Source organism: Marinobacter alexandrii (genome assembly GCA_039984955.1).
GTDB lineage: Bacteria > Bacteroidota > Bacteroidia > Cytophagales > Cyclobacteriaceae > Ekhidna.
This window is the reverse complement of sequence record JBDWTN010000007.1, coordinates 1,971,453-1,983,816: the sequence shown is the minus strand read 5'-3', so window position 1 is coordinate 1,983,816 and position 12,364 is coordinate 1,971,453. Positions and strand designations below refer to the sequence as shown.

Below are 12,364 nucleotides of genomic sequence, written 5' to 3'. Positions count from 1 at the left end.
AATAATTAATAGGGAAATCAGAGAATAGATGATCACTCTCAAATATTCTACAAACAGTAAAAATGGCTTGATCAAAAAAAAGAGGGTCAACGAAAAATACCATGAATGATACGTTCAGGCAGAAAATGTATGAATCAATTCAGAAAGTCGTTTATGTGTTGTAACAGATCTTCGAAGACTTCTTTGCTAGGTAACAAATCTCCCGATTGAGATCCTGAGATAGGCCGTGAAATTGTTTGATGAGACTTTTGTAGGTATTGCTCACAAAGCTTCAAATCTTTTAATATCGGGTTGTTTTGATCCATTGAGCAAGCATGGCGAAACTCTTTAAGGTGGGCTTGATACCATTTATTTGCAGAGCTGAAAGAAACAAGCGAAGTAAAGAATAGCTCTAAAGCATTATCTCTTCCACTCACTATCGTGAGTTTCGTTGAGTCAAAAGCGTCTTCTTGAAGAGCCCAAAGTTTGAGAATTTGTTCTGAATGATCTTGATTGGCAGTGTAAAAAACGTCTGTCCTGTAAAGAGAGGAAATAACTAAAGAAGACCCATCAGTCATTGATTGAATGAGTGACTTAAAGTTTTGTGCTGTCTTATTTCTAAAACTAAATTGGGGTGCTTCCTTCCCTTGAATGTGAATGTAATGAAGCATTTTTTTTAGATTGATTAGCTATTTTCTTCAAGTGTTTGATTGGCATCAGCAGCAATGAGTAATTGTTCGATTGCATTCTGTCCATAGTTCTGGGCAAATGAAAGTGCGGTCTCCCCTTCATTGTTGGCAATGTCAATATTTGCTCCTTTTGTAATGAGAATTTCAGCTAGTTCAGGTGAGCCTTTGAAGCAAACACCCATCAACGCTGTGTTTCCTACTGCATCTTGTGCATCTATTTCTGCTCCATTTTCTATAAGCAGTTTTGCAATTTCTTTCTGTCCCATGTAAGTTGCCAAAATCAGGGGGGTAAAGCCTCTTTGATCACATGCATTCACAAGTGCTGGATTAGACTTAATTATTTCCTTGATTGAGTTGATTTCCCCTGTACGAATCAAGTTTACGAGTTCCATAGACATAAATAAATAGTATTTGTAATAAAGAAAAGATACTCACCCTTATAGAGTGAGTATCTGAGTTTTAGTGTTAAGTAAGGTCGTACCTGTCAAGGTTCATCACTTTGGTCCATGCTGTAACAAAATCGTTCACAAATTTTTCTTCAGCATCCTCAGTTGCATACACCTCTGCAATTGCTCTTAGCTCAGTGTTAGAACCAAAAATTAGGTCGGCTCTGGTTCCTGTAAAAACAACAGATCCGGTCTTTCTGTCTTTGCCTTCAAAGAATTTATCATCTTCAGAAGTAGCACTCCATGTGAAAGTCATATCTATTAAATTTTTGAAGAAATCATTAGTTAAATGACCTGCATTATCAGTAAAGACACCATGGTTAGAGTTGTCAAAGTTTGCACCTAGTACCCTCATACCTCCAACTAATACAGCCATCTCTGGAATAGAAAGCGACAATAAATTAGCCTTATCTACTAATAGATCCTCTGCAGCTATATCCAGATTCGCATTTTGATAGTTTCTGAAACCATCACCGACTGGTTTTAAATAATTGAATTGCTCGATATCTGTCTGTTCTTGAGTAGCATCTCCTCTGCCTGAACTAAATGGGACATTTGTATTATGACCTGCATTTCTTGCAGCTTCTTCTACTCCTGCATTTCCAGCTAAGACAATTAAGTCTGCCATGGAGATTTCTCCTTTGAATTCCTTTTGAATTCCTTCTAGCACGTTGAGTACTTTATCTAATTCTTCAGGATTATTTACTTTCCAACTTCGTTGTGGTTCTAACCTAATTCTAGCACCGTTAGCACCTCCTCTCTTATCAGAATCTCTATAGGTAGAAGCTGAAGCCCATGCTGTTTTGACTATTTCTGATATGGTCAGTCCAGAAGCTAAAATCATTTTCTTCAAAGACTCTATATCACTATTGCTCAAGGTGTAATCAACTTTAGGAATAGGATCTTGCCAGATAAGTTCTTCGCCAGGTACCTCAGGACCCAAATAGCGATCAATAGGACCCATGTCTCTGTGCGTCAATTTAAACCAGGCTCTTGCAAATGCATCTTCAAAGGCTTTGTGGTCTTCATGAAATTTCTTTGAGATTTCCAGGTATGCATGATCTGTTTTCAAAGCAATATCTGCAGTAGTCATCATTAAAGCCTGCGTCCCGTTTGAATCATTCGGCATTGGTGCCATTTTAGCTTTTGATTCAGCAGTTGGCGTCCACTGATGCGCACCAGCCGGACTTTTCGTCAGTTCCCAATCATAATTTAACAATACATCAAAATAATCGGCATCCCACTGAGTTGGATTTGGTGTCCAGGCACCTTCAATACCGCTGGTAATTGTATCTTCTAAAACGCCACTTTTATATGTATTTTTCCAGCCAGTACTCATTTGCTCAATAGATGCACCATGAGGTTCTGCACCTACATATTGGCCAGGATCAGCGGCTCCATGTGCTTTACCAAACGTGTGACCTCCTGCAACAAGTGCTACTGTTTCTTCATCATTCATTGCCATTCTACCAAAAGTCTCTCTTACGTCTTTGGCAGAACCCATCGGATCAGGGTTTCCATTAGGACCCTCTGGATTTACATAGATCCATCCCATCATTACTGCTGCTAAGGGATCTTCCAGATCACCCGCTGCATATCTATCTTCATTTGCGCCCCATTCTGTTTCGCTTCCCCAGTACACATCTTGCTCTGGCTCCCATATATCTTCTCGGCCTCCTGCAAAACCAAATGTTGGGAATCCCATCGATTCTAACGCACAGTTTCCAGCTAGGATCATAAGGTCTGCCCAAGAGACCTTATTACCATATTTCTTTTTAATTGGCCATAGCAGTAATCTTGCTTTATCCAAATTTCCATTGTCAGGCCAACTGTTTATTGGTGCAAATCGTTGGTTTCCAGTGCCAGCACCGCCACGTCCATCTCCTACTCGATATGTACCTGCACTATGCCATGCCATTCTGATCATAAAACCACCATAATGACCATAATCGGCTGGCCACCAATCCTGAGAATTTGTCATTAAGTCAAGGACATCTTGTTTCAGCTCTGAGAAATTCACACTGCTAAATGCTTTGGCATAATCAAAATCTTCACCCATTGGATTTGATTTTGTAGCGTGCTGTCTAAGGATGTTGAGTTTTAATTCGTTTGGCCACCAGTCTCGGTTTTTAACACCACCACCACCGGCAGTATTTTGTGTACCACTTAAAAAAGGACATTGGCTAGCGTCACCATTATTATTGGATGAATGATTAGTCATAATTTCTACGGGTTTAATACTTTACTTACGTAAATCTAGTATTAAGATAATTTATAAATTTTATATGGTCATAAGTTCAGCTTATACAAAGCCAGTCTTAGGTATTATTTTGGTATTTACCTGTTTTATTGGATTATCACAATCGCAAAAAAAATTTAAGACCAAGTACACAAGGGATGATTTGGAAATGGTACCAAAAGCTCCAGACTATGCCCAAATGAATTATTGGATTGCTCATCCAAATATTAAGGATATGGCAGATTTGGTTCCGGGTAAAGGAGAATTGGCGGAATATCAAGACTCTGCTGATGTGGATGTTTTCTTTATTTACCCCACGATTTATACTAAAAAGCAAAACCCTGATCACCCATGGTTTGCTGACGTGGATGATGAAAACCTGAATGAAAAGATTGCAAAATCTACTATTAAGAATCAAGCCACAGTATTCAACTCAGCGGCAAAAGTTTATGCACCACTGTACAGGCAAGCCCATATCGGAGTGTATTATATAGATAACCTTCCACTCAAGGTAGAAGCCTTAGAGTATGCTTATATGGATGTAAAAAGAGCATTTGAATACTACCTTGAAAATTGGAATCAAGATCGCCCAATAATCATTGCTTCGCATAGTCAGGGGACTACTCATGCTGTTAACTTATTGAGAGAATTTTTTGAAAATAGACCCTTGATGAATAAGCTAGTTGCTGCTTACATAGTAGGTATGCCATTAAGCAAAGGAACTTTTTCAGATATTCCTATATGTGACGAACCATCAGAGATTGGATGCTGGCTTACTTGGAACACCTACATTCAAGATTATTATCCGCCAAACCATAACTTTTTATACTATGATGCATTGAATGTGAACCCCCTCTCCTGGAAAACCGATACTTCTCGCATTTCGTGGGGAGCGAATAGAGGAGGAGTGCTTAAGAACTTTAAAAAAATTAGACCGGGATTAGCAGATGCTCAAAACGTGGATGGAATGTTATGGATTAACAAACCACGTTTCTTTGGAAATATTTTACTGAACTGGGATCGTTATCATGTGGTGGATTATAATCTCTTTTACATGAATATTAGAGAAAATGTGGAGCAAAGAGTAGATGCTTACATAGAAAGTCAAAAAGATTAACTGTCCTCATACTCTTCCAAAAACTTTGGGAGTAAGTCCATCATTAACTCATAGATAGCAAACTGAGATGAGGTTGCTAGGTAAGCATCTGAAAAATTACAGTAGGCAATGAAACTAGTCAACTTATCTCCTTCTAGTTTTGTGTTTTCACTTACCCATTCTCGAGTGAAATTTAGTCGTGCTTTTTCAGTAATAAACTTAGTTTTCCGAATGTGTTGCATTTTCCTCTTCTCTTTTTCTTTCTTACTCACAGAGTGATGAATAGCAGATATGGGATGAAAGAATGCATAGATGGGATTTAGGTACTCACTCTTTTCGAGCTGTGGATAAGGATCCATGACTACTTGAGGAACGCCAAAAATCCTAAGAGTAGTGTCTTCAGGTTGCGCTTCAATAATTAGCTCTTTGAATCGATCATACTCTGGAAAATCTCCGACAACCACTTCATCAAGGTAAATGGTTTTTAAGGGAAGCAAGAACTCGACTTGGTCCAATTCGAACCAGCTTGAATCAGCAATCCAGGCCAGTGTTTGATATCCGACGCTAGAAAACACAAGTGTGTCACCAACTTTGACAGGCATTTTGAATTTTCCGTATTCGTTGGTAGAAGTAAGGCTACCTGCATCAATATTCCTGATGTGAGCTCCGATTAATACATCGTTAGAAATACTATCACGAACAACTCCATATGCGTAATTCCGCTGTGAGAATGATAGCAAACAGCTACATAGAAGCGATATGTAGATAACAACTTTCACTACTCAAATATCCTTTTTAAATAAACACGAATGTTTGAATTAGTATTATTTAACATTTCTATAGAAATCAAGTTTTATCGGTATGGTAGAGTTTTCAAGACATTCAGGTATTTATACATTAAGGGTAATGCAACAATTGCCTATGGGGTTGGCTGAGGCATGGGAATTTTTTTCATCGCCGAAAAACCTCGCAAAAATTACTCCTTCTCACATGGGCTTCAAGATTACATCGGAAGTACCGGATAAGATGTATCCTGGGCAAATAATAAGCTATATAGTATCTCCATTACCCGGAATTAAAACCAATTGGGTAACTGAAATCACACATGTGGTTGAGGATAAGTTTTTTGTGGATGAACAGAGGTTTGGGCCCTACAGTATGTGGCATCATGAACATCATTTTGAAGAAAATGAGAAAGGAGTTTTTATGATTGATAAAGTATCGTATAAAATTCCATTTGGTTTTTTAGGACACATTGCGCAATCACTTCTAATTAAAAAGCAGCTCAGAGGTATTTTTGAATACAGGGTAAAGGTACTTGAAGAGCTATTTGGGAAGTAGGCTTATCTTTAGATGGTTATTCATTTAAGATACAGCTATGGACCGTCGACAACTATTAAAAGGGCTAGGATTTGGTGTTGCTAGCCTTCCTTTCATAGGAGTAAAAGCTACTTCCCCTAATATTTCCGTTTACGGAGATGAATTTAATTCTGATAAAACCACGGATGAAAAATTCTGGAAGAAGTTTAGAAAAGAATTTTATGACGTCCCAAAAGATTTTGTCAATCTCGAAAATGGATATTTTGGTGTGCAACCAATACCTGTTTTTGATGCTTATTTAAAAAATGTAGAGAAACTAAACATTAACTCATCCAGATATCTGAGGACCCAATATGGAAAGGATTTTCGTGGTATTGTTTCAAGCTTGTCTGATTTCGCGGGCATTGAACCAGATGAAGCATTGATTACAAGAAATGCTACGGAGGCATTGAACATTGCAATTCAAGGCTTAAACTGGGAAAAGGGAGATGAAGTCATTCTCTCAGATCAAGACTATTACAGCATGATCGAGACTTTCGAAATGCTTGAAAAACAAAAGGAGATAAGAATAAAACGAATTCAGATTCCTATACTGCCTTCCAACGATTCTGAGATTATCAGTTCTTATCAAGAGGCTGTAACTACTCGTACAAAATGTATTCTATTGACACACATGATTCACCTGACAGGCCAGATCATGCCGGTAAAGAAAATCGCAGATGCATTTAGACCAAAAGGAATTGATGTTATTGTTGATGCTGCTCACAGCTTTGCTCAGCTAGATTTCAGTTTAAAAGACTTGGGTGCTGATTTTGTCGGAGTGAATCTTCACAAGTGGTTTGGGAACCCTCTTGGAGCAGGCTTGCTCTATGTTAAAAAAGAAAGAATCAAAGACTTAAAACCGATGTATGGAGATAAATCCAAAGACGAAAACAGCATTAAAAAGCTAGGTCATTTCGGTACTTTATCTGTGCCTACCATACTTACCATACCAGAAGCTCAGTCTTTTAATGAAACAGTAACGCTGCAAGTCAAAGAAAAACGACTCAGACATCTCCAAAACTATTGGACATCTGAAGCAAAGGGAATTCCGAATGTAGTTATTACCACGCCCACAGATCCCAATAGGAGCTGTGCAATAGCAAGTTTTAGGATCGAAGGAATGGAGACGAAAGAAGTCATTTCGAAACTTTATGAGGGGTCAAAAATTTTTACAGTCATTCGTGATTTGGAAGATCTGGAAGTTGTACGGGTAACTCCTAGTTTGTACAACCTTACTGAAGAACTAGACATACTTCTAGATGGGATTAAGTCAATAGCATAAACAGGACTTACTTTATGAAGAATCTTATTAAGGTAGAGGAATTGGCAATGTTCCTGTTATCAATGTATCTATTTAGCCTTCTGGATTACGCTTGGTGGGTTTATTTGGTGTTCATTTTGACACCAGATATTGGCATGCTTGGCTATTCAGTCAATACCAAGGTTGGGGCAACTGCCTACAATCTTTTTCATCACAAAGGGATTGCTATTTTGATAGGATTTGCCGGTTTCTGGTGGCAGCTTCCAGAGATGCAGTTAGCGGGCATCATATTGTTTGGACATGCGAGTATAGATCGAATTCTCGGATATGGTTTAAAGTTTGATGATAATTTTAAGCATACACATTTAGGAAACCTGTGAGTTATAGGAAAGTCGAATGACTAGAAGAGCACTATTCTAAAAACAGGCTTAAATGATCTCCATTGTTATCCCAACATTGAACGAGGAAGGATTCATAAAATCCACAATCCAGCAGACGTTGGATAATGCTTTTGAGCGGGAAATTTTGGAAATCATTGTAGTTGATGCTGGTAGCTCAGATGGCACATTAGATATTGTCAATGAACTAGGGATTCTGAGTTTTTCCAAACCAGAATTTGCCTTAAAAAAATTCATGAGCTTGGATTTTGGACTATCGGAGAGTTCAGGAGATATTGTTGTTTTTTTAGATGCTGATACCATTCTTCCCAAAGATTTTGACTTACTGATTCGAAAAATGCTTTCTAAGAAAAATGTGATCGCGGGAGCATTTGAGTTTTCCTTTTTAAACCCCGATTTAAAATTGATGATTTTGACCTTGATTAATGGCGTGCGTTATCGAATAACGAAGACTTACTATGGAGATCAAGCCATTTTTGCAAGAAAGGAAGCATTGAAAAGTATTGGAGGAATACCAAAAGAACCTTTAATGGAAGCAGCGTATTTGTGTAGAGCTTTAAAGCGAAAAGGGCGGTTAGCCTTAATCAAAGAACCAATAAAAACGTCTTCGAGGAGATTTACAGAATATGGTTTCTTCCGTGTTACCTGGTTTGATATCAATATGTTCTTTCGCTTTAATTTAGGCCTTCCGGTTTCTAAGTATGCAGAAAAGTATTGGAGCAAAAATCTAACTAATTAAAATGAAGCAGCCCCTTGTTTCTATCATTATGGCAGTAAAAGATACAGCTCCGTATTTACCAACCTGCCTGGACTCTATTTTGACACAGACATATAAAAACTGGGAGCTCATTGCTATCAACGATCACTCTTCTGATCAAACCCCGGAAATCCTTAAAGCATACGCAGAAAAAGACGCACGAATTCGAGTTTTTCATAGTCAACGACACAAACTCATTCCCACGCTGAAAGAAGGCTACTCGCATGTCAAAGGAGAACTTATTAATCGAATGGATTCGGATGATAAAATGCCTCATGATAAACTGGAGGTCTTAGTGAGAGAATGGCAGAAATATGGCATGGGTCACATCATAGCTGGAGGAACAGAACATTTTGTAGATGAAGGAGAAGTAGGTGGAGGCTTTCGCAGATATGAGGAGTGGCTCAATGATGTTGCAAAAAATGAAAAGCACTATCAGGAGATTTATAGAGAGTGCGTGATTCCTTCACATTGCTGGATTATCCACAAAGATGATTTTGAATTGGTAGATGGATTTAATCCTGAGGTATACCCGGAAGATTATGATCTATGCTTTAGGTTTTATAAGAATGACCTTAAAGTTCATGGAATTGACAAAATCCTACATTATTGGAGAGATCGCTCAAATAGAATTTCAAGGACTTGGGAAGAGTATAAAGACAACAGGTATTTTGAGATGAAGGTGAAGTACTTTTATCAGATTGACCGAAACAAAGATCGTCCGCTTGTACTTTGGGGAGCAGGTAGAAATGGAAAAGACTTAGCAAAGCTTCTTCTGGAAGAGGAAGATGAGTTTCATTGGGTTTGTGACAATCAAAGAAAGATAGGAAAAGATGTTTATGGTATTATCATGCAACACTTTGAAGATATTTCTTCTATTAGAGATCCACAGATTCTCATTGTAGTTGCCTCTCCTGACGATAAAAAAGATATTCAAAATCAATTGAAAGACTGGGAGAAAAAGCCTGTCGAGGACTACTGGTTTTTTGCGTAAAAAATGAAGAAACAAGCCTGGATATTACCCATCATTGTTCTTTCTCAATTTTTGTGTACGACTCTTTGGTTTGCAGGAAATGCTGTGATGCCCGACCTAATGAAGTCGTGTGGGCTGGAAGACGCTGACATTGGTTACATCATTTCTTCCGTGCAGTTTGGATTTATTGTTGGTACACTGTCTTATTCATTTTGGACAATTTCAGATCGCTATAATCCTTCGTTGGTGTTTTTTATAAGTGCTCTTCTCGGGTCTGTATTTAATATGTTGATCGTTATTGATGGGATCAGCTTTTCGATGCTTTTGGGATTTCGGTTCTTTACCGGATTTTTTCTGGCGGGGATTTACCCTGTTGGTATGAAGATCGCTTCGGATTATTTTGCCAGAGGGCTTGGCAAAGCTTTAAGCCTGTTAGTAGGAGCGTTAGTTTTAGGGACAGCTTTTCCTCATCTGATTAATGAATTCCTTTCTTCTTTCTCTTGGAAATCAGTATTCTATGCTACTTCTTTTCTTACTCTTGTTGGAGGTAGTCTAATTTTCCTCTTTGTAAAACCTGGACCCTACAGAAGACCAGGAAAGAAAGGAGATTTCAGGAGCATTTTTAAGGCCTTTAAGAATTCAAATTTCAAAGCAGCTACTCTTAGCTATTTTGGTCACATGTGGGAGCTGTACACGTTTTGGGCTTTTGTCCCAATGATGCTTCTATCATATGCTACAGCTCAACAAATAGAGTTTAATGTTTCAATTTGGGCTTTTTTAATTATAGCTATTGGAAGCCTGGCATGTATTATTGGAGGGCTTTTGAGTATCAGATTTGGTGAGAAAAGAGTGATCGTTATTGCGCTGATATCTTCTGGTCTTTGTTGCTTGCTTTTTCCATTCATGTTTCATGCTCCTATTTACCTATTCCTCGGCTTTTTGATCTTTTGGGGATGTACTGTGATAGTAGATTCTCCTTTGCTCTCCGCGTTAGTCGCTTATCATGTTAATCCAGAAATACGAGGAACAGCACTGACAATTACCAATAGTATAGGATTTACCATTACGATTTTAAGTATCCAGCTGGTTAGTATTCTATTGAAGTATGTTCCTTTTGAGTATGTGTGGATAATTTTGGCACTGGGGCCTGCTTTGGGATTATACGCCCTTAGCAGAGAAGATAAAGCCGCAGATAAAAAATAGACCATTTGTCAGCTGTAACTGATACTTAATAATAAAGTGAATAGAAAAGCAACTTAATCTAGATAGTCACAGTTTATTTGAGATCTAAATCATAATTAATGAGTCAGAAGAAATTTGGTTTTGAAACCAGAATGTTACACGCGGGACACATTCCTGATCCTCATACCGGTTCTCGAGCTGTACCGATATACTCTACTGCGGGGTTCGTTTTTGATAGCCCTGACAAAGCTGCAGCACTTTTTGAGTTGAAGCAGTACGGTAACATTTATTCGCGATTAATGAATCCGACCGTTGCAGTATTTGAGGAAAGAATGGCTAGCCTGGAAGGGGGAACAGGAGCGATAGGAGTGGCAAGTGGCATGGCGGCACAGTTTGTTACGCTTATGACGCTACTTCAACCTGGCGATGAGGTGGTTGCATCCTCACATTTATATGGAGGTACTTATACCCAATTTGAGCATACATTAAAAAAACTCTCTGTTAAGGTTCACTTTGTTGACCCTTCCGATCTTACCCTGTGGGAAGAAAAAATAACTAGCAAAACCAAGGCTTTGTATGGTGAAACAATCGGAAACCCTCAAGGGACAATTCTCGATTTTGAAGGGATAAGCAAACTGGCGAAAGCAAATGGAATTCCATTCATCGTTGACAATACGCTGGCTTCACCTTACCTCTGCAGACCACTTGAACATGGAGCAGATATCGTTGTACACTCCGCAACTAAATTCATCAACGGGCACGGCACGGGAATAGCCGGGGTTATCGTAGATTCAGGAGCATTCGATTACAGTAATTACCCAACGATTGCAGAGCCATCAGTACCGTACCATGGGCTCAAGTTTTATGAGACTTTTGGGCACTATGGTTTTTTGATGAAAGCGAGAGTTGAAACACTGAGAGATGTTGGGGCTTCCATGTCACCTCATGAGGCATTCCAGTTGGTCAGCGGTTTGGAAACATTATCCGTGCGCATGGATCGTCATGTGAAAAATGCAATTGAAGTAGCAAAATTTCTTGAAGAACATCCGCAAGTCGAATGGGTCAATTTTTCTGGCTTGGAGAGTCATCATCATTATGATTTGGCTAAAAAGTATCTACCCAAAGGACCTGGATCTGTTTTCTCATTTGGAATCAAATCAGCGAAAGGTTCCAATGAAAGAGAAACAGGGAAAAGATTATTGGAAGAAGTAGAGCTCTTCAGCCATGTAGCAAACTTGGGAGATGCAAAAAGTATGATTTTACATCCTGCATCCACCACACACCAGCAACTCACGGAGACAGAGTTAAATCAGGCAGGTATCTCACCTGGACTTATCAGATTATCAGTAGGATTAGAAACAACAGAAGATTTAATATGGGACTTGGAACAAGCCTTTCATGCGATATCTCAATGAACACCAACCTCAATGAGGAAGAGCGTCAGAAATATCAAAACCCTGGAGTAATTCGTCAATTGCTTCATTTTTCAAAGAATATTGCGATAGTAGGGCTATCAGATAAACCTGAGAGAGCAAGTAATTTTGTAGGGTCATATCTCAAGTCGGAAGGATATAATATCATTCCGGTCAATCCTATGAAGCAAGAAATTCTAGGAGAGAAGTGTTATCCTGATTTGAAAAGTGTTCCAGAGAAAATTGATATCGTTGATATTTTTAGAAAGCCACAAGACTGTTATGGGATAGTCGAAGAGGCTATCGAAGTAGGCGCGAAAGCAGTTTGGATGCAACTGACTATCGCCAACAGAGATGCTGGAGAATTGGCAATTAAGAATGGACTGCAAGTGATTATGGATCGTTGCATCAAGATGGAACATGGCCGATACAATGGTAATCTTCATTGGGTAGGGATGAATACAGAGATCATTACAGCCAAAAAAGCAGCGAGATTCTTTTAGATTCTGTAGTTCTTAACGCACCAAAGATAGTCGCCTTGAACATGTAACCTTTTTCCTCGTAGGAGTA

The 12,364-nt window shown here is 38.8% G+C and carries 13 protein-coding genes; 9 read left to right on the top strand and 4 right to left on the bottom strand.

Translation table 11 applies throughout. The features are described 5' to 3' along the window. Window positions 1-134: 134 nt before the first annotated feature. The 3 genes from ABJQ32_15025 to katG all read right to left on the bottom strand — a co-directional run bounded on the left by ABJQ32_15025 (window position 135) and on the right by katG (window position 3,335). Window positions 135-650, bottom strand: coding sequence for a hypothetical protein (locus ABJQ32_15025; protein MEP5290963.1), 516 nt, complete (start codon window positions 648-650; stop codon window positions 135-137). 14 nt (window positions 651-664) lie between these two features. Beyond that, a complete protein-coding gene (locus tag ABJQ32_15020; GenBank protein MEP5290962.1) occupies window positions 665-1,066 on the bottom strand; it encodes an ankyrin repeat domain-containing protein in 402 nt (133 codons plus the stop codon). Between the two features lie 67 nt (window positions 1,067-1,133). Next, complete coding sequence (gene katG / locus ABJQ32_15015) at window positions 1,134-3,335, bottom strand: catalase/peroxidase HPI (GenBank protein MEP5290961.1); 2,202 nt, start codon at window positions 3,333-3,335, stop codon at window positions 1,134-1,136. 64 nt (window positions 3,336-3,399) lie between these two features. Between katG and ABJQ32_15010 the strand changes: the two genes are divergently transcribed. After that, entirely contained in the window at window positions 3,400-4,470 is a 1,071-nt protein-coding gene (locus ABJQ32_15010) for a DUF3089 domain-containing protein (protein ID MEP5290960.1), read from the top strand. Here ABJQ32_15010 and ABJQ32_15005 read toward each other — a convergent pair. Continuing rightward, window positions 4,467-5,228 carry a carboxypeptidase-like regulatory domain-containing protein gene (locus ABJQ32_15005; protein ID MEP5290959.1) on the bottom strand — a complete coding sequence of 254 codons (762 nt, stop codon included), beginning with the start codon at window positions 5,226-5,228 and terminating at the stop codon, window positions 4,467-4,469. The genes ABJQ32_15010 and ABJQ32_15005 overlap by 4 nt on opposite strands. A gap of 127 nt (window positions 5,229-5,355) precedes the next feature. On the opposite strand from ABJQ32_15005, the gene ABJQ32_15000 reads away from it, so the two are divergent. The 8 genes from ABJQ32_15000 (at window position 5,356) to ABJQ32_14965 (ending at window position 12,297) form a co-directional block, all read left to right on the top strand. Next, window positions 5,356-5,790: an SRPBCC family protein gene (locus ABJQ32_15000; protein ID MEP5290958.1), complete on the top strand. Its 435-nt coding sequence runs from the start codon at window positions 5,356-5,358 to the stop codon at window positions 5,788-5,790. A gap of 37 nt (window positions 5,791-5,827) precedes the next feature. Next, a complete protein-coding gene (locus tag ABJQ32_14995) occupies window positions 5,828-7,093 on the top strand; it encodes an aminotransferase class V-fold PLP-dependent enzyme (GenBank protein ID MEP5290957.1) in 1,266 nt (421 codons plus the stop codon). Window positions 7,094-7,107: 14 nt separating this feature from the next. Beyond that, window positions 7,108-7,452: a DUF4260 domain-containing protein gene (locus tag ABJQ32_14990; GenBank protein ID MEP5290956.1), complete on the top strand. Its 345-nt coding sequence runs from the start codon at window positions 7,108-7,110 to the stop codon at window positions 7,450-7,452. 52 nt (window positions 7,453-7,504) lie between these two features. After that, window positions 7,505-8,209: a glycosyltransferase family 2 protein gene (locus tag ABJQ32_14985; protein ID MEP5290955.1), complete on the top strand. Its 705-nt coding sequence runs from the start codon at window positions 7,505-7,507 to the stop codon at window positions 8,207-8,209. A 1-nt stretch (window position 8,210) separates the two neighbouring features. After that, window positions 8,211-9,221, top strand: a complete 1,011-nt coding sequence (locus ABJQ32_14980) for a glycosyltransferase family 2 protein (GenBank protein MEP5290954.1) — start codon at window positions 8,211-8,213, stop codon at window positions 9,219-9,221. 3 nt (window positions 9,222-9,224) lie between these two features. Beyond that, window positions 9,225-10,403 carry an MFS transporter gene (locus ABJQ32_14975; protein ID MEP5290953.1) on the top strand — a complete coding sequence of 393 codons (1,179 nt, stop codon included), beginning with the start codon at window positions 9,225-9,227 and terminating at the stop codon, window positions 10,401-10,403. Between the two features lie 98 nt (window positions 10,404-10,501). Further along, window positions 10,502-11,797: an O-acetylhomoserine aminocarboxypropyltransferase/cysteine synthase family protein gene (locus ABJQ32_14970; protein ID MEP5290952.1), complete on the top strand. Its 1,296-nt coding sequence runs from the start codon at window positions 10,502-10,504 to the stop codon at window positions 11,795-11,797. Further along, window positions 11,794-12,297 carry a CoA-binding protein gene (locus ABJQ32_14965; GenBank protein ID MEP5290951.1) on the top strand — a complete coding sequence of 168 codons (504 nt, stop codon included), beginning with the start codon at window positions 11,794-11,796 and terminating at the stop codon, window positions 12,295-12,297. The genes ABJQ32_14970 and ABJQ32_14965 overlap by 4 nt, the downstream gene beginning before the upstream one ends. Window positions 12,298-12,364: the final 67 nt, after the last annotated feature.

Coding starts and splice junctions, on each gene's coding strand:
- katG (MEP5290961.1), bottom strand. CDS start 3,335: ATGACTAATCATTCATCCAATAATAATGGTGACGCTAGCCAATGTCCT.
- ABJQ32_14980 (MEP5290954.1), top strand. CDS start 8,211: ATGAAGCAGCCCCTTGTTTCTATCATTATGGCAGTAAAAGATACAGCT.
- ABJQ32_14975 (MEP5290953.1), top strand. CDS start 9,225: ATGAAGAAACAAGCCTGGATATTACCCATCATTGTTCTTTCTCAATTT.
- ABJQ32_14965 (MEP5290951.1), top strand. CDS start 11,794: ATGAACACCAACCTCAATGAGGAAGAGCGTCAGAAATATCAAAACCCT.
- ABJQ32_14995 (MEP5290957.1), top strand. CDS start 5,828: ATGGACCGTCGACAACTATTAAAAGGGCTAGGATTTGGTGTTGCTAGC.
- ABJQ32_14985 (MEP5290955.1), top strand. CDS start 7,505: ATGATCTCCATTGTTATCCCAACATTGAACGAGGAAGGATTCATAAAA.
- ABJQ32_15025 (MEP5290963.1), bottom strand. CDS start 650: ATGCTTCATTACATTCACATTCAAGGGAAGGAAGCACCCCAATTTAGT.
- ABJQ32_14970 (MEP5290952.1), top strand. CDS start 10,502: ATGAGTCAGAAGAAATTTGGTTTTGAAACCAGAATGTTACACGCGGGA.
- ABJQ32_15000 (MEP5290958.1), top strand. CDS start 5,356: ATGCAACAATTGCCTATGGGGTTGGCTGAGGCATGGGAATTTTTTTCA.
- ABJQ32_15010 (MEP5290960.1), top strand. CDS start 3,400: ATGGTCATAAGTTCAGCTTATACAAAGCCAGTCTTAGGTATTATTTTG.
- ABJQ32_15020 (MEP5290962.1), bottom strand. CDS start 1,066: ATGTCTATGGAACTCGTAAACTTGATTCGTACAGGGGAAATCAACTCA.
- ABJQ32_14990 (MEP5290956.1), top strand. CDS start 7,108: ATGAAGAATCTTATTAAGGTAGAGGAATTGGCAATGTTCCTGTTATCA.